Below are 20464 nucleotides of genomic sequence, written 5' to 3' on the forward strand. Positions count from 1 at the left end.
TATATTCTCCCTTCAGTTTTTTCCTGATTTAATTATATCATAAAAAAAATGGAAATTAAGTATAATTTTTATATCTTCTTATTTCAAAGATTTACTTTATGATTATCAAACATAAGATTTATATATTTTTGATAATTTATTATTGTAGTTTAAATTTTTTTTAAACTTGATTTTTAAAGTTGTATTACTATAGTTTAGGTTCTATATTCAGGAGGGCAAAATGGAAATAATGAATAAAAATATGAGTATATCTAAATGTATGGACATATGGTTAAAAAATGAGCATAATTATATAAAGGAATCAACTTACTTTCTTTATTTGGCAATTATTGAAAATCATTTGAAAACATATTTTAAAAGAAGAAGAGTTAATACAATTTCAAATAAAGATTTTCAATCTTTCATTTTGGATAAGTTAAATTATGGCAGACTGGATGGCAGGGGAGGGTTATCAAAAAAAACTGTAAAAGATATGACAGTTGTATTAAAATCTATATTAACATTTGCAATGAATCATAAAATTATAGATAGAATGGAATTTGAATTTAAAATTCCTAGAAAGAAAAAGGCTAGGAAAGTTGAAGTATTTAATGTTGAAGAAAGAAGAAGAATTTATAAATACGTGAAAAATAATCTTTGCAATCAAACGCTAGGAATACTTATTTGTATATGCACTGGTCTTAGAATAGGTGAAATATGTGCATTAAAGTGGGAGGATGTGGATTTACGAACAGAAGTTATTAATGTTAATCATACGATTCAGAGGATATATATTAATACAGCTAAAAAGAGCAAGATTATCATTTCATCACCCAAAACAGAAAGTTCAAGGCGAAAAATTCCTATTGCCACAGAATTAATGTTTTTATTACAAAGATTTAAATCTAATAGTGATTTTTATGTCATTTCTGGCAATGAAAAATATATTGAGCCAAGAACCTACAGAAAATTTTTCACAAAAATGTTAAATATTTTAAAAATTTCAAAATTGAAATTTCATTCATTAAGACACACTTTTGCAACACAAGCTATTGAAAATGGCATAGATTATAAAACTGTATCTGAAATTTTAGGACATGCTTCTGTTGGAATAACTTTAAATTTATATGTTCATCCTGATTTAGAATATAAAAAAGAATGTCTGAACAAAATTTTTAATAATTTTGTAAAAAAATCTTAAAACCTGATTTATGAAAATATTTAAATAAATAAATTAATAAAATCAAAGTAAAAAATAAAACAAAAACTTGTAGCAGTACAGCTTTAAACAATAATAAAATTATTTTTATTTATTAATTTAAAAATTTTTTTTAAAGTGTCGTTTACTTGAATTTGAGAATAAAATATGATATACTCATACTGTAATATTTATAAATTATAATAGTTTTATTTTGGATATAACGAGTAAAAAAAATATTAAAACTTTAGGCAGGAACAAAATATTATTGCTCCTGTTTTAAGGTAAATTTACATTTATTGCCCTAATTTTAGATTAACAATTGTTAAGTGAGGATGAACTATGAAATTAAATAAAGATATTCGGATACGTATACTTTATATATTTATTTTATATATTGTTTATAGTCTTCTACTGGATAAATATAATTATGTAGCAAGGTATCTGACCAATTTTATATTTATCTTGTTCATATTTGTAAAATTCATATTCGGACAGCTTGATTTCTATGCGGAACGTTTCAGATTTAAAGATGTCTTTATAACATTGGGAATTGATGTAATATTTTCGGTTATGCTGTATGCTTTCTGGAAACAATTTAATATTTTTTATATCTATTTATTAATTTTTGTGTTTCAGGTGATTTTCAGAAAAATAGTATGCTCCATTTATATGAAAAAGCAAAATGTATTAATATTTGGTTCCAATCATATAAAAAATAATATTCAGGAGGATATTATTAATACCCTTGATTACAATTATGTTGGGTATATTTCAAATAATAAAAGTGGGGCAACAAAGTATTTGATTGGAAATTATGACCAGATGGAAGAAATTATCTCTAAAAAGGAAATAGATGTATTAGTAATTGTAAAGAATATAAAAAGTCCTGATTTTAAGAAATATTTAAAAAGAATTTTTGATTTAAAGATCAACGGACTAAAAATAATAAACTATGAAGAATTTAATGAAGATATTCAAAAAAAAATAGATATAAATCAAATAAATGAAGAATGGCTCTTACAATCAAACGGATTTGATATTTTAAGTAATGAAATGCAGAAAAATATAAAACGTGGAATAGATTTGATTCTCGCCCTTACTCTAATGGTGATTCTATCACCACTTGCATTAATTACTGCAATAATAATTAAGATGGAATCTAAAGGTCCAGTTATATTCAAACAAACTAGAATAGGTGAAAATATGAAACCTTTCAAGGTATACAAATTCAGAAGCATGAAAATACATGACCCTGAAAAATATTCAAAATACACACTAGATAATGACACAAGAGTCACAAATTTTGGAAAGTTTATGAGAAAAACAAGAATTGATGAACTTCCACAATTGTGGAATATCATAAAAGGAACAATGAGTTTCATAGGCCCACGTCCAGAATGGGATATTTTAGCAAAAGATTATGCAAAGCAAATAAACCATTATAATCTTAGACACCTTATAAAGCCTGGAATAACAGGTTGGGCACAGGTAATGTTCCCGTATGGGGAAAGTTTAGAGGATGCAAAGAGAAAGCTTGAGTACGATTTGTATTATCTGAAACATCAGGATTTAGTACTGGATGTGTTAATTGTTATGAAGACTGCTAAGGCTGTCTTGTTTGGAAAAGGGAAGTGAACTGTTTTTTATTAAGATATAAATATTTTTAAATATTAGTATAATGATTAAATATATTATATAAATTTTAAAATAAACAGATAGAAAAACCTTTTAAGGTTTTTTTAAAAAATTCTTAAAGTTATTTATCTTCTAAAAAGATAATAAAACTGATTCTAAATTTTTATGGATATAAAGTAATATTATATATTTTAAAAATATGTAAGATAAAAAAGAATACATTAAATATATAAAAATAAAAATAGAATTGCTTTAAGAGAAATAATAGATATTTTTTATTATTTAATATTAGAAATCAAAAAAATTTGAGAATATTTAAAATTAAAGTATTATTAATATAACTAAATAAAGGAAGAAGGGAAATGCTACTAAATATAACTATGTATATTTATGAATAGTTAGAAGTTTATAAATATAAAAAAATTAAAATTTACTGATAAATAACTTTATTTTGAGAGTAGATTTATCGAAATAGTAATGTTCTGAATGTGTTAATACTATTCCTCATTTTAAAAACGAAAATAATATTTAATTATTTTAAAATATTGATCTTTAATATTATCTTTTGTTGGAAAATTTTGTAATAATTTCGTTATTTAAACGAAGTTTAGTATAAATATGTTTTGAAAAATTTTTAGTAGCAGAGTTTTTATGAGAGGAATTATTTTAGCAGGAGGAAGCGGAACAAGACTTTATCCTTTAACAAAAGCTATTTCAAAGCAAATTCTGCCAATATATGATAAACCTATGATTTATTATCCTTTATCGGTATTGATGTTAGCCAATATAAGAGAAATTTTGATAATTTCTACTCCTAGAGATTTATTAGTATTCGAGGAATTATTGGGTGATGGAAGCCAATTAGGAATTAAGTTGGAATTCAAGATTCAAAAATATCCAAATGGATTAGCAGAAGCTTTTATCATTGGTGAAGAATTTATAGGAGATGATAATGTTTGTTTAATTTTAGGAGATAATGTATTTTATGGAGCAGGTTTTTCTGGATTGATAGAAGAGGCTGCAATTTTAAAAGATGGAGCAATAGTATTCGGATATCCTGTAAAAGATCCAAGAGCATATGGAGTTGTAGAATTTGACAAAAGTGGAAAGGCAATTTCATTAGAAGAAAAGCCAGAAAATCCTAAATCAAATTATGCAATACCTGGATTGTATTTTTATGATAACACAGTTGTTAAAAAATCTAAATCAATAAAACCGTCAGCAAGAGGAGAATTGGAGATTACTACAATAAATGAGAAATACTTAAAAGAAGGAAAATTAAACGTAAAACAACTTGGAAGAGGAATAACTTGGCTTGATACGGGAACTCATGAAGCGTTGTTGCAAGCAGCTAATTATGTAGAAACTATACAGAATAGACAAGGATACTATATTGCATGTATTGAAGAAATAGCTTATAGAAAAAAATGGATAAAAGAAGCTCAATTGAAACAATTAGCAAGTTCTATGCTTAAAACAGAATATGGAAAGTATTTGATGGATTTGTTAAAATGATATCTAGGAGGTTTTGATTTTGGAAAATCCTAAATTATGTATACTTTTAGCTTCTTATAATGGAGAAAAATATATAAAAGAACAATTAGATTCAATTATTAATCAAACATATAAAAATTGGAAATTAGTAATAAGAGATGACGGTTCAAAAGATAAAACAGTAGTAATTTTGAATGAGTACGAAAAAAAAGATGAACGAATAAAAGTTTTGAGAGATAGTAAAGGGAATTTAGGTTTTTTAAAAAATTTTGAAGAGCTACTTTTTAATGCAGATGAAGAGTTTGTTTTATTTTCTGATCAGGATGATTTTTGGTTGAAAAATAAATTAGAGAAGTTTGTTGAAAAAATAAGTAAGTTAGATGGAAAAACATTATCAAAACCACTGTTGATACATTGTAATTCTTCGATTTGTAATGATAGATTAGAAGTAATAAAAAAAGAATTTATTGATTCGAAATTAGCAAAAGAGAGAAATTCAAATATATATTTTTTTGAGTATATGGTACAAGGCTCCACTTCAATGGTAAATAAAAAAATGATAAGAAAGAGCATTCCATTTTTAAAAAATGTTACTTTACATGATCGTTATTTTCATTTACTTTCTCAATTTTTTGGAACAAGAGTTTTTATAAATAAAAGTTTAGTAAAGTATAGACAACATGAAAGAAATGAAATAGGAGCAAATAAAAGTATGTTAAAAAAGATAATGAATAAAAAGTATTTTTATATTGAAGATAGGAAATTAATCCAAGAAATAAAAGAAAAATACAAAAAACAATTAAGAAAAAAAGATTTAAATGATATTGAAAGATATCTAGAAGTAACAGATAGAAGTAAAAATAGGTTGGAAAGATTTTGGTTAAGTAAATATTTCAAAATGAAATTACTAAAAAGATTAGTGCTATTAATAAAAGGATAAATATGCTAAAAACAAAAGGATTTATAGGAGTAGCTTTTCATAAGAAATTTTTTAGTTACAAAGATGATATTATTGTTCCAATTCATGTTGGTTCAAAAAAAAGTAAAGAAAATTTGGAGTATCTAAAAGATTCTTTGGGAGATAATATTTCAGAAAAAAATAAGAATTTTTGTGAACTGACAGGTATTTATTGGATGTGGAAAAATGTAGATGCTAATTTTTATGGAATGATGCACTATAGACGATATATTTCTCTTGAAAATAAATTGGGATACATATTAAAGAGAGGATTGTATGTTTTTTCAAGGCTTTTTTATTTAAAACCTGTAATAAATATGCTAGATATGAGAGAATTATTTCAAATAAAAATTAGTGATAAACAAGTAATGGAACAAGAAATAAAGAAACTGTCTGAAAAAATCACAAGAGAAATACAAAAGTATGATGTGATTTTACCTAAAAAAGAAATTTTTAATAAGAGTGTGTATTTACAATATAAAAAATCTCATATAGTGGAACATTTAGATAAATTATTAGAAATAATAAAAGAAGATTATGAGTATATATATCCATATTATGAAAAAAAAATAAAAAAGAATAATACAATATATCCTTTAAATGTATTTATTATGAAAAAAGAATATTTTTTTGAATATTCTCAATTTATATTTGATGTATTATTTAAATTAGAAAAAAAAATAAAAATTCCTTCAGATGCATATCAAATGAGAGTTTTTGGATTTCTATCTGAAAGAATGATGTTACCATTTATAGAATATTTGAAAGATAAAAAAAATATAAATGTAAAAGAAGGGGTTGTACTTTATTTAGATAGAAAGGAGAAAAATGAAGGAAATATTTGAGTATAGAGCACTTTTAATAGAGCTAATAAAAAGAGATATAAAGAAAAAATATAGAAGATCTATACTAGGAATACTATGGAGCATGCTAAATCCTTTTTTAACAATGTTAATCATGGCGATGGTATTTTCGAGTTTTTTCAAATTTGCAATTAAAAATTTTCCTGTGTATCTATTGACAGGACAATTAATATTTAATTTTTATTCAGAAGCAACAAATACAGCAATGGGTTCAATTTTAGAAAATGCGTCATTAATAAAAAAAGTGTACGTGCCTAAACATATTTTTCCAATAGCAAAAGTATTATCAAGTTGTGTCAATTTTATTTTATCTTTACCAGGATTAGTTTTGGTGATACTAATAACTAAAGCACCTGTAAAATTTTCGATAATATTTTCAATAATACCAGTATTGTACGTTCTTTTTTTCTGCCTAGGTATAGGATTGTTATTAGCTTCGGTGACTGTATATTTTAGGGATATGTTTCATCTATATGGGGTTCTTTTAACAGCAATAAGTTATTTAACACCATTGTTTTATCCTAAAGAAATAGTTCCTGAACAATATATGTTTTTGTTAAATTTAAATCCGATGGTTTATTTTGTTGATCTATTTAGAGATATGGTATATTACGGGAAAATGCCAACGTTAGATGAACATCTAAATTGTATATTTATCATTATAATCTCACTTTTTATTGGAGTAGTGACATTTAATATGAATAAAAAGAAATTTATACTTCATATATAGGAGGAAATTGTGGAAGAAATAGTAAAAGTAAAAAATATTTCTATGAGATTTAATATGAGTTCAGAAATAATACATTCCTTTAAAGAATATATAATAAAATTATTAAAAAGGCAACTATTTTTTAAAGAATTCTGGGCTTTAAGAGATGTTTCATTTTCTTTAAGAAAAGGAGAAATATTGGGAATAGTTGGTTTTAATGGTTCGGGAAAAAGTACAATATTGAAAGTAGTGGCAGGAGTATTAGAGCCAACTTCAGGAAGTATAGAAGTTATTGGGAAAGTTGCACCTCTTATAGAGTTAGGAGCAGGATTTGATCCAGATTTGACGGCAAGAGAAAATATATTTTTGAATGGTGCTGTATTGGGATATGATAAAAAATTTATGGAAGAAAAATTTGATGAAATAGTGGAGTTTTCTGAATTAGGAGAATTTTTAGATACACCGTTAAAGAACTTTTCTTCAGGAATGTATGCAAGATTAGGTTTTGCAATAGCAACTGTAGTTAGGCCAGATATTTTAATAGCTGATGAAATTCTTGCAGTAGGAGATTTTCATTTTCAGGAAAAATGTGAACAGAAAATAAAGGAAATGATGGCACAAGGTACAAGTATATTATTTGTATCACATTCAATTGAGCAGGTGGAAAAATTATGTGATCGAGTTGTTTGGTTGGAAAAAGGAAAGTTGAAAATGGTTGGAGATACTAAGAAGGTTTGTGAAGCATATAAAAATAGTTAGGTAAAATATAATAATAAATAAAAAAATTAGAAAGGAGAAAAGTAGTAGTTTTCAACTATGAAATTAAGTAGAAATGAGATATGATTATTTAGTAGTAGGAGCAGGGCCTTTTGGGGCAACATTTGCTTATGAAGCAAATAAAAGAGGGAAAAAAGTTTTAGTGATTGACAAAAGAGATCATGTTGGTGGAAATATGTATTGTGAAAATATTGAAGGAATAAATGTTCACAAATATGGAGCACATATTTTTCATACTAGTAATAAAAAAGTATGGGATTATGTAAATCAATTTTGTACATTTAATAATTATATAAATTCACCAATAGCAAATTATAAAGGTGAAATATACAATTTACCATTCAATATGAATACTTTTAATAAATTGTGGGGAGTTGTGACTCCGGCAGAAGCTAAAACTAAAATTGATGAACAAATAAAAGAATCTGGAATTACAGAACCTAAAAACTTAGAAGAACAAGCAATTTCTTTGGTAGGAAAAGATATTTATGAAAAATTGATAAAAGGTTATACTGAAAAACAATGGGGAAGAAGTACAACAGAGTTACCAGCGTTTATTATTAAGAGATTGCCTGTAAGATATACTTATGATAATAACTATTTTAATGATAAATATCAAGGAATTCCTGAAGGCGGATACAATGTAATTTTTGATAAATTATTAGAAGGAATTGATGTAGAATTGAATGTTGATTTCTTTGGAAAAAAAGAAGAATTATTGGCTAAAGCTGATAAAGTAGTATTTACAGGTATGATAGATCAATATTTTGATTATAAATTTGGTGTTTTAGAATACAGAAGTTTAAGATTTGAACACGAAACATTAGATGAAGAAAATCACCAAGGGAATGCAGTAGTAAACTACAATGAAAGAGAAGTACCTTATACAAGAATAATAGAACATAAACATTTTGAATTTGGAAAACAATCAAAAACAGTTATAACTAAAGAATATCCAGCAGAATGGAAACAAGGAGATGAACCTTATTACCCAGTAAACAACAATAAAAATGCTGAAATCTTTAAAAAATATCAAGAATTAGCAAAGCAAGAAAAAAATGTGATATTTGGTGGAAGATTAGCTAATTATAAATATTATGATATGCATCATGTATTTGAAGTTGCTTTAGAAGTGGTAGAAGAAGAGTTTGGAGGAATGTAATGAATATAATACAAAGAAGTGTATTTCCTAAAATTAATTTATGTACAGAGCAAGATTTATATTTTAGAGTAAATGAATTTGCAAGTTTAGATTTAAAAAATTCTATTATTCATTTTGAAAAAAATGGAAGAGTTTTTACTGATACATATTTTAATAGTTTTACAGTTGGAAAATGGAAAAATAACACAGTTATAGAAGACTTGAATTTAAAAATAAAATTTAAAGGAAAAATAAAAATAATTTTTAAATTAAGTTGTTTGTATTCTAGCAATAGAGTTTTAAGTGAGTTATATTTTGAAAATAAAGACATTAAAGAAATTTTAATACCATTATATTTTTTTAATGAATTAAAAAATGGAATGTTATTCTTTGAAATCAGAGGATTGGATACTAGTGAAGTATATAGTTTTGAATATTTTACAAATACTCAAATAAAGAATAATATAAACTTAGGTATTGTTATAACGCATTTTAACAGACAGCAATATGTTTTACCAGCAATGGAAAGATTAAAAAAAGAATTAATAGAAGTTCCAGAATTTAAGGGAAAAGTGAGTTTAAATATAGTTGACAATAGTCAAAATTTACCAGAAGTAAAAGGAGTTAATATTATAAAAAATGCAAATTTAGGAGGTGCTGGTGGATTTACTAGAGGATTGATTTATTTACAAGATCAAAAAAAGTATACTCATTGTTTATTTATGGATGACGATGCTTCATGTGAAGTAGAAGGAATAAAAAGAACAATAAATTTATTAGAATTTGCAAAAAAAGATAATCTTTCAATAGCTGGTGCTATGTTAAATGAAGCCAAAAGTTATATTCAATATGAAAATGGAGCAAAATTTCCAGGTTATTGGCAACCTATAAATAATAATTTTGATTTAAGAGATTATAGATGTTTATTAAAGAATGAAGAGGAGGTTGCTATACCGGCTTATGGTGGATGGTGGTTTTTTGCGTTTCCAATATCAGAAGTTAGACATTATGCGTTTCCATATTTTGTAAGAGGAGATGATATAGGATTTGGATTGTCACATAAGTTTAATATTATAACATTAAATGGTATTTCTTCTTGGCAAGGAGATTTTGAAATAAAAAATGGAGTAGTTCCAGCTTATTTAGATACACGAAATCATATAATGCAAAGATTTCATAATTTAGTTCCTTGTAGTTTAAAATCTATTATTAAAATATCGCTTTTATTTTTAGCTAGAAATCTTCTTACATATAACTATGAAACAGCTTTAGCAACTGTTTATGCAATAGAAGATGTCTGTAAAGGTCCAAATTTTTGGAGAGAAAATGTAAATATGATGAAAAGAAGACCAGAAATAGCAGCATTAGCAAAAGAAGAAAAGGTTATAGATATTCCATTAACAGAGGTAGATCGATCGATTACTTTTGAAGAAAATGAAAATGGTGAAGAAGTAGAAGTACATGAAAAAAAATTAAAGACTTTCTTTAGATGGATAACGCTAAATGGTCATCTGATACCAACAATATTTTTTAAATCTGGAATGGTTCAACAAAAAAAAGGATTTGGTGGAACATTGAGAAAAGTATTCAGATATAAAGAAGTTCTATATTTACATAAATTATCTAATAAAGGTTTTATTTTAAAACATAGTAAAGCAAAATTTTTTAAAGTATTGTTTAAATATTTTGGTGCAATACTAAAATTATCATTGAAATATAGAAAATTACATAAAGAGTATTTATCAACTTATGATGAATTTACTAGTCGAGAATTTTGGGAAAAACAATTTTATCAATAGTGGCTTTGTTAGATAATTATATTTTTATTTTAATTGTAATCAATTTATAGAAAGGATAAAAAAATAAACAATGTTAAAAATAAAAAAAGTAAAACTGTTAGCATTTATAATACCTATTTTTATATTTTGGATGGTTTTAATTAGTGCTAAGGTATATCCTTTTGGAGAAAAAAGCATATTGGTATCAGATTTAAGTAACGAATATATAGATTATTTATCATGGTATAAAAATATGTTGATGGGGAAACATAGTTTTATGTATAGTTGGAATTTTGGAATGGGTATGAATATGTTTTCAACAATATTTTATTTTCTGAGTAGTCCTTTAAATATTTTAATATTAATTCCTTTTCTTGAGATACAAGATACAGTTTTAATAATAACACTTTTGAAAATAGGATTGTGTGGTTTAACTTGTAATTTTTATTTGTCTAAAAAGTTTGGTTTAAATAATAATCAAAGTCTAGTTTTTTCGACTTGCTATGCTTTGATGTCTTTTAATATTTGTTATATACAACATCTTATGTGGCTTGATGGCATAATATTGTTACCTATTTTAATTTTTTATTTAGATGAATTTATAGAAAAAGATAAGAAGTTAGGGTTAATATTAACATTGATAATTTCTTTTTATTCAAATTTTTATATATCATATATGATAGGGTTATTTATGATAATTTATTTTTGGTACAGATTTTTTTCTTCAGATTTAAAAATAACACTTAAATCTGCTATTATAAAATTTGTTAAATTTGGACTTTATTCAATAAGTTCTTTAATGATTTGTGGAATCTTTCTGTTACCAACATATATATCATTAGAAAAAGAAAAAAATACAGAATTATTTAAATTGGGAATAAGATATAGAATAGGTGATATTATATCAAAATTATTTATAGGAAATTTTGATACTTTACATCCAGGAGGAAGCCCAAATATATATTGTGGTTTAATTGTGTTGGTATTTTTTTTGTTATATTTTATTAATAAGAATATTTCAATTAAGAAAAAAATATCAGCAGGGGTAGTATTAATAATTATGTTTATATCAATAGAAATTTCTTTTTTTTATATGATGTGGCATGGATTTGATAATCCAGAATGGTTTGAAGGACGTTTTTCTTTTTTGGTTTCTTTCTTTTTAATTTATATTGCTTCTGAAAGTTATGAAAAGAAAAATGGTGTTTTAATTAAAAGAAGTCTTGAAAAAATTAGTTTAATTCTTATATTGTTGTTAATATCATCTAGTATTTTAATTGAAAATTTGAGGGATAAATTATTTATAAATTTGGTATTTATAATTTTATATTGTGTTGCTTTTAAAATCAACTTACTAAAAAAATTTTTATTAATTATAGTATGTTGTGAATTGTTAATGAATGGTATATTAGTAAATAAAAAAATTAGGACAGAAGAGAATTATGAAGATAGAAGTTATTATATTCAATATAAAAAAAATTTAAGAGAAACTGTAAATGAATTAAAAAGAAAAGATAATTCAATCTATAGAACAGAAAAAGATTTTAGAAGGCGTGAAAATGAAGGAGCATTAGCTGATTATAAGGGAATTGCTATATTTGATTCAAATTTTAATAAAGGTGTACATAATTTGCTTTCTAAATTAGGGATGCCTTTTTTCGACAAAGTTGGAAATTTTGAAGGAACAACCTTATTTTCAGAGTCATTATTAGGTGTAAAATATGTATTATCTCATAATATAGGAAAAACAATTTTTTATTCTAAACCAGTTTTAAAAGTAAATGATACTTATGTGTTTAAAAATAATCAAGCATTACCATTTTTTAGTTTAGTAAATGAAGGTATTTTAAGTGTTAATATTAATAAGGAGAATGAAAATCCATTTGAGTTACAAAATAAAATTGCTGAAAAAATTACTAATAATAAAGTGAGAATTTTTGAGAATTTAAATGTTAATAAAAAAATTGAAAATTTGAAAGTCGAAGATGAAAAAAATGATAATATCAAATATGTGAAGATTAATCCAAATAAAGAAGCTTTTTTGGAATTTAAAGTTTCAAATTTAACAAATGATATAAACTATATGTATATTAAAAAATTTAATCAAAATACATTAGTAGAAATAAATGGCATTAATAATCCATATGAATTTGGTGGCTATAATAAAATTTTTAGATTAAATAATGATGATATTGTAAAAATCTCTTTAAAAGAAAATGAATTAGAGATAAATAAGAATTTATTTTATTCATTTAATAAAAATAATTATAATATTATTATGAGTAAAATAGACAGAACTCCAATTATAAAAAAATTTAATGATACTTATATAGAAGTAAAAATAGAGAATATAAAAGAAAATGAATTACTAATGACTTCTATACCTTATGATGAAGGATGGAAATTATATGTTAATGGAAAAAAACAAGTCAAAGAAAAAATATTGGGAGCATTCATAGGAATAAGATTGAAAAATAAAGAATCAAATATAATTTTAAAATATGAAGCACCTGGAGTAAAATTAGGGGTAATTATTTCTTTAATTGGTTTGGTTGGATTAATAATATTATCATTTGTAGATAAAAAATTCTTAGTAGTTGAAGAAGGCATATTAAAGAGTAATAATAAACGGTTATCATAAAATTAAAAAAATTTAAAAATATTGTACTATTTATATTTTTATATAGTTTTGCAATTGAAAAAATAATAAATGAAGGAGAATAAATTATAATATAATTTTATATGTAATAACAATGGAAATAAATGGTAAAAAGATATCTAAAGATTTGAATAATGTAATATTAGAGTTAAAATACTTTTCAAAAAGTTGGAAAATAACTTTATAGTTTGATCTAATTGGAATAATTGAAATTATATTTGTGTTATTGCATTTAAAAAAGCAAAATAAAAAAAGAAAGGAGAAAATGATAGCAATAGTTATCAATTTAAGAAATGATCTTAGAAATAACAATACCAGTTCTTAATGAAGAACAAACAATAAAAGAAAAAATTAGTGAAATGATAAATTATGTAAAAACTAATATAATGAATATTAGTATTAATTTTATAATAGCTGATAATGGTTCAACAGATAAGACACAGGAATACAGCCAAGAGTTAATAAAAGAGTATAGTAATTTAAGTTATATTAAATTACCTGAAAAAGGAGTCGGACTTGCTTTAAGAACTTCTTGGTCAAGATCAAAAGCTGATTATGTAGGTTATATGGATTTAGACATAGCAACGGATTTAGACGCTTTAAAAATAGTGGTTTCAGAAATGAAAAAGAATACCAAAATAATAAATGGTTCACGGTTGTTAAAAGATTCGACAGTTATTAATAGAACTTTATTAAGAGAAATATCTTCAAGAAGCTTTAATCTAATATTAAAGTTAATATTGGGTATAAAATTTTCTGATGGGATGTGTGGGTTTAAGTTTTTTGATAGAAATACAGCACAAGAACTGATAAATACTGGAATTGATACAAAAGGGTGGTTTTTCTCAACAGAAATGTTAGTAAAAGGATATTGGAAAAATTTTGAAATAAAAGAAATACCTGTAAAATGGACAGATGATAGAAATTCAAAAGTAAAAATAGTTTCGTTGAGTTTAAATTATTTAAAAAGTATTTTTAAATTAAAAAAAGAAGAAAAGGAATTTAAAAAAAGATGGAAGTAGCAGTAGTAGGTTATGGATATTGGGGAAAAATTTTAAAAAAATATTTAGATGAAAATAATTTATTTAAAGTAGCTGGAATTTGTGATCCTTTATATGTAAATAGTATAAAATTAGAAGAAATTTTAAATAATCCTAATATTGAAAGTGTATTTGTTTGTAATCCTATAGATATACACTATTCAACAGTAAAAATATTATTAGAAAAGAAAAAAAATGTATTTTGCGAAAAACCATTAAGCAAAAGTTACAAAGAATCAATAGAATTATTTGAAATTGCTAAAAAAAATAACGTAACACTATATGTTGATTATATTTATACTAATTCTCCGAGTATTAATAAAATTAAAGAAATGAAAGAGAAGTTAGGAAAAATTTTGTATATTGAAGCTAATATAAATCAATTTGGGAAATTTTATGAAAATGATGATGTATTTGATGTACTTGGTGTTCATTTGATTTCTTCAATTAATTACATTTTAGATAAAAATATAAAAGTGGAAAAGATTATAATAAAAAAAGAAAATAGTAAAAAAATTATTGAAAATGGAAGTATAGTATTTTTAGTTGAAGATATAGCAGGAATAATGAATTGTAACCTGCTTTCATATGAAAAAGAAAGAAAAATTATTTTTACTTGTGAAAAAGGTATAATGATTTTTAATATGTTGGGTGAGAAGACGGTAAAAATAATAGAGCATGTTGAAAAAGATGAGAGTTTCGAAGAAAATTTAATTTTTGAAGAAAAAATAGACGAAGTAAATAATTTAAAATATGTTTTAGAAGAATTTTATAACTATGTAATTTCTAAAAAAAGTAATGAAAAAATAGCAATTGGGGTTGCTAAAGCTATAGAACAAATTAATATTTTGAAGAATGGATGTAATTTATAATGAAAAAATATAACAAAATAATAATAGGAGCAGGAATATATGGAATGTATGCTGCAAAACGAAGTTTAGAAAAAAATCCTGATGAAAAAGTATTGATAATAGAAGTGGAAAAGGAGCCATTTAATAGAGGTTCTTATATAAATCAAGCGAGACTTCACAATGGCTATCATTATCCAAGATCTTTTTCTACAGCATCAAAATCTGCAAAATATTTCAACAGATTTTATAATGATTTTAAAAAAGGTATCAACGATAAATTTGAAAAAATTTATGCAGTAGCCTCTGATTATAGTTGGGCTAACGGAGAACAATTTCAAAAATTTTGTGATAATCTAAATGTAAGATGTGATGAAATTCCTAGAGGGAAATTTTTTAATGAAAATACTATTGATAAGGCATTTTTAACACAGGAATATTCATTTGATGCTAAGATAATTGGAAAAATGTTGTATGAAGAATTAGTAAAATTAGGATGTAATTTTAAATTTGAAACAAAAATAACAGAAATAAAAAAAGAAGAGAAAGAATATGTGTTTAAAACTTCAAATGGAAAAATATATTCAGCACCATTTGTTTTGAATGCAACTTATGCAGGGATCAATATAATTCATAATTTATTGGGATTTGAATATTTACCAATAAAATATGAATTTTGTGAAGTAATTTTGTGTGAAGTTTCAAATAATATTAAAAATGTTGGATTAACTGTTATGGATGGACCTTTTTTCTCATTGATGCCATTTGGATTAACTGGTTATCACTCCATAACAACTGTTTCAAGAACACCACATTTTACAAATTATGAGAATTTACCGCCATATGACTGTTGTGGAGATATAGAAAAACAAAAACATCCTGAACATTCAAAAGGTTGTATTCATTGTGGAATTTTTCCAGAAACGGCATTTGAAGAAATGGTTCAAATTGCTAAAAAGTATTTGAATGAGGATATTGAGATAAAATATGTTAAATCATTATTTACAATAAAACCTATTTTGGTTGCTTCTGAGATAGATGATTCAAGACCAACGATTATAAAACAGTATTCTCAAAGTCCAGATTTCTATACGGTGTTTTCTGGTAAAATAAATACAATGTATGATTTAGATGAAATATTATAGTAGTATGGAGGGAAAAAATGATAAAAACTTTAGAACAAAATTATATATCAGTTGTTTTAGTTATAAATGATGATAATATGCAGGTAGAAAAAAAAATAAAGGAAATAAAAAAAGTTTTGAATAACAATTTTAAAAACAGTGAAATTGTGATAGTAGATAATACAACCAAAACAGATTCTTTAGAGTCATTGAAATCTTTGAATTTTAAACATACAGAAATAAAATTACCTATAAAACATAGAACACAACAGGCTTTAAATGCGGGAACAGCAATAGCAATAGGAGATTATATTGTTGAAATAGAAGACATTTCTTTTGATATAGACTACAATAAAATAATGGAAATGTATAGAAAAAGTCAAGAAGGATATGATTTTGTATTTTTAACACCAAAAAAATCAAGAAAATCTTCAAAAGTATTTTATAATATTTTAAATAAATATTTTAAAAATTCATTTAATGAAGATATCAATTCTTCTGTTATGACTTTATCATCAAGAAGAGGTCAAAATAAAGTGGCAGAAGTAGGAAAAAGAATTATTAATAGAAATGTTGCTTATGTCGTTTCAGGACTAAAGAGTTCTTATATAGTAATAAATATGGATTATAAAAATAATAGAGGATTTTCAGAGAATCTAATGCTGATGTTTGATACTTTAATTTATTATACAGATGCAATTATGATATTTACTCAAAGATTAGCTTTTGGATTTTTTATATTATTTGGATTAGGAGTAGTTTATAGTATAATTACAAAAATTGCAAGAGAAACAGTAGAAGGATGGGCATCATTATTCATAATATTGAGTTTAGGATTTTTTGGATTATTTTTTATCTTAAGTATTGTCATAAGATATTTACATCATATTTTACAAAATTCATTAAATACAAAAGATTATATTTATAGATCTGTAGATAAAAAATAAGTTGGTGGAATATGAGTTTAATAAAAAAATTAGTAAATAAAGAAACGATTTTGTATCTTGTTTTTGGAGTATTAGTAACATTGTTGAATATAATCCTCTTCTATATATTTGTTACAAGAATGAAAATGTCAACTTTTTATGGAAATATGTTAGATACTATTCTATGTATATTATTTCAATATTTTACTAATAGAATTTGGGTATTTGAAAGCAAAAATAAAGGGAAAGAAGCAGTAAAAGAATTTATTCAATTTATATTAGCAAGAGGGGTTACAGCTGTTATTGATCAGATTTTTGTTGTGGTTGGAGTAGATTTTTTTGTAGCAAAATATGTTAGCCATTCACAACAAGGGGTATTTAGTATAGGAATTAAAATTTTGTCTAATATTATTGTGATTATATTAAATTATATTTTTTCTAAATTGTTTGTGTTTAATAAGAAGTAAAATCTAAAAAAATTTATTTTCTTTGAATAATAAAGAAAAGAGGTATTTTGAATGATAGAAAAAATAGAGATAAAAAATTACAGAGGAATAGAAGAAATTTCAATTGATAATTTCAAAAAATATAATATTTTTGTAGGAGATAACAGTAGCTGCAAAACTAGTGTTATGGAAGCAATTTATTCTTCTTTACCAAACGTTCGTGATGGAATAATAACAACTGCAAATTCAAGGGGAATGCAAGTTCGGCTTGATAATATTCATAATTTTTTTTATAATGCAGATATAAAAAAAGAAATTCAATTTATTTTAGATGATAAGATTATAACAAAAATAAATAGAAAAGAAAACAACAATGTAGAAAATGAAAAAATAATTGAAAATATAGAAAATAATACTATATCAAAAAATTTAATGAATATGAATGTATTAAACGCAAATATGAAATATTTATATGATATTTTACAAAAAGATAAAAATAATGATAAAGAACATATGGATATATCTGTTATGATTGATAACTTCATTCAGATATTATTCCAAGAAAGAATTAATATTAAAAGTGGAAACTATTATGGTAAAAGCTCTTGGATAACACCTCTAAGTAAGTATCAGAATGATACAGCAAAAGTTGTAAAAAAAATAATTGAAAAAAAGAAAAAAAATGAATTACTTAAAATAATTAATATTTTAGAACCTGAAATAGACGATATAATATCTGATGGATTTGAAATACAATTAAGTAAAAATAATGCAGAAAAAATGTTGTCTCTTTCAAGTTTTGGAAATGGACTTTCATCAATTGTTACAACAACAAGTAGTTTAGTGAATAATGAAACAAAAATATTATTTATTGATGAAATAGAAGATGGAATACATTATTTAAATTATTCAAAATTTTGTGAAAATTTAATAAAAATAACAGAAATATTAGATATTCAGTTATTTATCACAACACATTCAAAAGAATTTTTAGAAGCATTTTATGATAAACTATCAAATAATGAAGTAACGCTTTATCGTTTTCAAAAATCTAAAAATAAGATAAAAAAAATCTATTATCCTAAAGAAAAAGTTTTATATGCAATAAAAGAAGGTTGGGATATTAGATGAGAAAAATATTATTTGTTTGTGAAGGTGTAACAGAGGTTTTTTTATTATATAAAATTTTAAAAGAGATAGAAAATTTAGAAATTAATAAAAAATATTAGAAAATGGAAATTTAAAATGAAATCTTTGGATAAGTTAATAAATTTATTTTTTGAAAAACAAAATTTAAAAATATTTATTAATAATCTAAAAGGGAAAATAAATTAAATAATTTTTTAGAAGAATTTTCTAATTCAAGAGAAATAGAAGAAATTTCAAAAATTCTCTTTATAATAGATTCTGATTTTTCTTCAAAAAATAACGAAGAGACAGGGTTTGAACGAACTAAAAAAAGTATAGAAAATAAAAGCAAAGATTTAAAACAGATAAATAGAAATTTAGAAATAGATTATTTTATAACTCCAAATAATAAAGATGATGGAATGACAGAGACTTTGATAATTAATAGCTTAAAATGTACACAAATTGTAGAATATATGAAAACAGTTATCAAGGATGTAAAAGAAATGGATGAAGCAGATATAAAAAATGAAACTAAAAGTGCTTTTTTAATGATAGCTGCTACACAGAATCCTTTAACAGGAACAACTCCTGCATTTTTATCAGGATGTTATGAAAAAATAAATAAAGAGTATATAGATTTTAAAAAAATAGTGGAATTTATAATGAAAGAAATAAATTGAATCGCTGTCTAAAAATAAATTTAAATAAATGAAAAGGAGCATTTTTAAATGAAAAACATATTAGTAATAGGAGGAGCAGGATATATAGGTTCCCATACAGTAAATCTATTAAAAAAAAGTGGGTATAATCCAATAATTTATGATAATTTATCAAAAGGCTATAAAGATGTAGCTGAAATATTAAATGTAAAGTTTATAAAAGGTGATTTGGGAGATAGAAAAAAACTAAAAGAAGTATTTGAAACAGAAAATATTACAGCAGTTATGCACTTTGCAGCGTTTATTGAAGTTGGAGAATCAGTTCAAGAACCAGCTAAATATTATGAAAATAATGTTGTTAAAGTAACAAAATTATTAGATCAAATGGTAGAATCAGGAGTTAAGAATTTTATTTTTAGTTCTACAGCAGCAACTTTTGGAGAACCTGTTAAAGAAAAGATAGATGAAACTCACCAACAATTACCGATTAATCCATATGGTAAGAGCAAATTAATGGTAGAAAAAATACTTGAAGATTATGATGCTGCATATGGCTTGAAAAGTGTTGTTTTGAGATATTTTAATGCGAGTGGAAGTGATAAAGATGGAATAATTGGGGAAAGTCATATTCCAGAAACACATCTAATTCCATTAATTTTACAGGCAGCGAGTGGGAAAAGAGAGAGCATAAAAATATTTGGAGATGATTATCCTACAAAAGATGGTACTTGTATAAGAGATTTTGTTCATGTATATGATTTGGCAAAAGCACATATTTTAGGTATGGAAAAAATGTTGAAGGAGAATAAAAGTTTAAACTATAATCTTGGAAGTGGAGAAGGTTTTTCTGTTAAAGAAGTTATTGAAAAAGTAAAAGAAGTAACTGGAAAAGATTTTAAAGTGGAAACTGTGGAAAAAAGAGCAGGAGATCCAGCAATATTAGTTGCTAATAGCGAGAAAGCTAAGAAAGAATTAGGATGGGAGCCAGAATATTCCTTAGAAGAGATTATTGATTCGGCTTGGAAATGGGAAAATAGTCGCAAATATTAAAAAATATGGTATACTTAAAATAAGAAAATATATTATATTTAGGAGA

The 20464-nt window shown here is 24.1% G+C and carries 17 protein-coding genes and 1 pseudogene; all 18 read left to right on the forward strand.

The genetic code is table 11. The features are described 5' to 3' along the window. Nucleotides 1–220: 220 nt before the first annotated feature. The 18 genes and pseudogenes from FVE73_RS00615 (at nucleotide 221) to galE (ending at nucleotide 20418) form a co-directional block, all read left to right on the forward strand. Complete coding sequence (locus FVE73_RS00615; protein WP_018499778.1) at nucleotides 221–1180, forward strand: tyrosine-type recombinase/integrase; 960 nt, start codon at nucleotides 221–223, stop codon at nucleotides 1178–1180. A gap of 339 nt (nucleotides 1181–1519) precedes the next feature. After that, the gene (locus FVE73_RS00620) at nucleotides 1520–2815 is read left to right on the forward strand and encodes an exopolysaccharide biosynthesis polyprenyl glycosylphosphotransferase (protein ID WP_018499777.1); all 1296 of its coding nucleotides are present in this window, start codon (nucleotides 1520–1522) and stop codon (nucleotides 2813–2815) included. A gap of 651 nt (nucleotides 2816–3466) precedes the next feature. Beyond that, on the forward strand, nucleotides 3467–4330 hold the full coding sequence (rfbA, locus tag FVE73_RS00625) for a glucose-1-phosphate thymidylyltransferase RfbA (RefSeq protein WP_018499776.1): 864 nt from the start codon (nucleotides 3467–3469) through the stop codon (nucleotides 4328–4330). A 19-nt stretch (nucleotides 4331–4349) separates the two neighbouring features. Further along, nucleotides 4350–5249: a glycosyltransferase family 2 protein gene (locus tag FVE73_RS00630; protein ID WP_018499775.1), complete on the forward strand. Its 900-nt coding sequence runs from the start codon at nucleotides 4350–4352 to the stop codon at nucleotides 5247–5249. A 2-nt stretch (nucleotides 5250–5251) separates the two neighbouring features. Further along, nucleotides 5252–6112 carry a DUF4422 domain-containing protein gene (locus FVE73_RS00635; RefSeq protein WP_018499774.1) on the forward strand — a complete coding sequence of 287 codons (861 nt, stop codon included), beginning with the start codon at nucleotides 5252–5254 and terminating at the stop codon, nucleotides 6110–6112. Further along, on the forward strand, nucleotides 6096–6860 hold the full coding sequence (locus FVE73_RS00640) for an ABC transporter permease (protein ID WP_018499773.1): 765 nt from the start codon (nucleotides 6096–6098) through the stop codon (nucleotides 6858–6860). Before FVE73_RS00635 ends, FVE73_RS00640 begins: the two co-directional genes overlap by 17 nt. Before the next feature lie 9 nt (nucleotides 6861–6869). Continuing rightward, on the forward strand, nucleotides 6870–7598 hold the full coding sequence (locus tag FVE73_RS00645; protein WP_018499772.1) for an ABC transporter ATP-binding protein: 729 nt from the start codon (nucleotides 6870–6872) through the stop codon (nucleotides 7596–7598). Nucleotides 7599–7671: 73 nt separating this feature from the next. After that, nucleotides 7672–8778, forward strand: a complete 1107-nt coding sequence (glf, locus tag FVE73_RS00650; RefSeq protein ID WP_018499771.1) for a UDP-galactopyranose mutase — start codon at nucleotides 7672–7674, stop codon at nucleotides 8776–8778. Further along, nucleotides 8778–10556 carry a hypothetical protein gene (locus FVE73_RS00655; RefSeq protein ID WP_018499770.1) on the forward strand — a complete coding sequence of 593 codons (1779 nt, stop codon included), beginning with the start codon at nucleotides 8778–8780 and terminating at the stop codon, nucleotides 10554–10556. Before glf ends, FVE73_RS00655 begins: the two co-directional genes overlap by 1 nt. Before the next feature lie 70 nt (nucleotides 10557–10626). Continuing rightward, nucleotides 10627–13176, forward strand: coding sequence for a YfhO family protein (locus FVE73_RS00660; protein WP_018499769.1), 2550 nt, complete (start codon nucleotides 10627–10629; stop codon nucleotides 13174–13176). A 311-nt stretch (nucleotides 13177–13487) separates the two neighbouring features. Then, on the forward strand, nucleotides 13488–14216 hold the full coding sequence (locus tag FVE73_RS00665; RefSeq protein ID WP_018499767.1) for a glycosyltransferase: 729 nt from the start codon (nucleotides 13488–13490) through the stop codon (nucleotides 14214–14216). Continuing rightward, entirely contained in the window at nucleotides 14207–15106 is a 900-nt protein-coding gene (locus FVE73_RS00670; protein ID WP_018499766.1) for a Gfo/Idh/MocA family protein, read from the forward strand. The genes FVE73_RS00665 and FVE73_RS00670 overlap by 10 nt, the downstream gene beginning before the upstream one ends. After that, nucleotides 15106–16227, forward strand: a complete 1122-nt coding sequence (locus FVE73_RS00675) for an FAD-dependent oxidoreductase (RefSeq protein ID WP_018499765.1) — start codon at nucleotides 15106–15108, stop codon at nucleotides 16225–16227. The genes FVE73_RS00670 and FVE73_RS00675 overlap by 1 nt, the downstream gene beginning before the upstream one ends. Before the next feature lie 17 nt (nucleotides 16228–16244). Beyond that, on the forward strand, nucleotides 16245–17153 hold the full coding sequence (locus FVE73_RS00680; RefSeq protein WP_018499764.1) for a glycosyltransferase: 909 nt from the start codon (nucleotides 16245–16247) through the stop codon (nucleotides 17151–17153). A gap of 11 nt (nucleotides 17154–17164) precedes the next feature. After that, the gene (locus FVE73_RS00685; RefSeq protein WP_018499763.1) at nucleotides 17165–17599 is read left to right on the forward strand and encodes a GtrA family protein; all 435 of its coding nucleotides are present in this window, start codon (nucleotides 17165–17167) and stop codon (nucleotides 17597–17599) included. A 51-nt stretch (nucleotides 17600–17650) separates the two neighbouring features. After that, nucleotides 17651–18709 (forward strand): AAA family ATPase, encoded by a 1059-nt coding sequence (locus tag FVE73_RS00690; RefSeq protein WP_018499762.1) that lies wholly within the window; start codon nucleotides 17651–17653, stop codon nucleotides 18707–18709. Between the two features lie 209 nt (nucleotides 18710–18918). Next, a pseudogene (locus FVE73_RS11095) lies at nucleotides 18919–19389 on the forward strand (DUF3226 domain-containing protein); the annotation flags it as partial. Nucleotides 19390–19437: 48 nt separating this feature from the next. Then, the gene (galE, locus tag FVE73_RS00700; RefSeq protein WP_018499760.1) at nucleotides 19438–20418 is read left to right on the forward strand and encodes a UDP-glucose 4-epimerase GalE; all 981 of its coding nucleotides are present in this window, start codon (nucleotides 19438–19440) and stop codon (nucleotides 20416–20418) included. The last annotated feature ends 46 nt before the right edge of the window (nucleotides 20419–20464 follow it).

It is taken from the genome of Leptotrichia wadei, from assembly GCF_007990545.2.
Lineage (GTDB): Bacteria > Fusobacteriota > Fusobacteriia > Fusobacteriales > Leptotrichiaceae > Leptotrichia > Leptotrichia wadei.

What these genes read in the sequence shown, in the direction of transcription:
- glf (WP_018499771.1), top strand. Translation starts at nt 7,672, where the DNA reads ATGAGATATGATTATTTAGTAGTAGGAGCAGGGCCTTTTGGGGCAACA.
- FVE73_RS00640 (WP_018499773.1), top strand. Translation starts at nt 6,096, where the DNA reads ATGAAGGAAATATTTGAGTATAGAGCACTTTTAATAGAGCTAATAAAA.
- rfbA (WP_018499776.1), top strand. Translation starts at nt 3,467, where the DNA reads ATGAGAGGAATTATTTTAGCAGGAGGAAGCGGAACAAGACTTTATCCT.
- FVE73_RS00690 (WP_018499762.1), top strand. Translation starts at nt 17,651, where the DNA reads ATGATAGAAAAAATAGAGATAAAAAATTACAGAGGAATAGAAGAAATT.
- FVE73_RS00680 (WP_018499764.1), top strand. Translation starts at nt 16,245, where the DNA reads ATGATAAAAACTTTAGAACAAAATTATATATCAGTTGTTTTAGTTATA.
- FVE73_RS00660 (WP_018499769.1), top strand. Translation starts at nt 10,627, where the DNA reads ATGTTAAAAATAAAAAAAGTAAAACTGTTAGCATTTATAATACCTATT.
- FVE73_RS00670 (WP_018499766.1), top strand. Translation starts at nt 14,207, where the DNA reads ATGGAAGTAGCAGTAGTAGGTTATGGATATTGGGGAAAAATTTTAAAA.
- FVE73_RS00620 (WP_018499777.1), top strand. Translation starts at nt 1,520, where the DNA reads ATGAAATTAAATAAAGATATTCGGATACGTATACTTTATATATTTATT.
- FVE73_RS00655 (WP_018499770.1), top strand. Translation starts at nt 8,778, where the DNA reads ATGAATATAATACAAAGAAGTGTATTTCCTAAAATTAATTTATGTACA.
- FVE73_RS00665 (WP_018499767.1), top strand. Translation starts at nt 13,488, where the DNA reads ATGATCTTAGAAATAACAATACCAGTTCTTAATGAAGAACAAACAATA.
- galE (WP_018499760.1), top strand. Translation starts at nt 19,438, where the DNA reads ATGAAAAACATATTAGTAATAGGAGGAGCAGGATATATAGGTTCCCAT.
- FVE73_RS00675 (WP_018499765.1), top strand. Translation starts at nt 15,106, where the DNA reads ATGAAAAAATATAACAAAATAATAATAGGAGCAGGAATATATGGAATG.
- FVE73_RS00685 (WP_018499763.1), top strand. Translation starts at nt 17,165, where the DNA reads ATGAGTTTAATAAAAAAATTAGTAAATAAAGAAACGATTTTGTATCTT.
- FVE73_RS00635 (WP_018499774.1), top strand. Translation starts at nt 5,252, where the DNA reads ATGCTAAAAACAAAAGGATTTATAGGAGTAGCTTTTCATAAGAAATTT.
- FVE73_RS00615 (WP_018499778.1), top strand. Translation starts at nt 221, where the DNA reads ATGGAAATAATGAATAAAAATATGAGTATATCTAAATGTATGGACATA.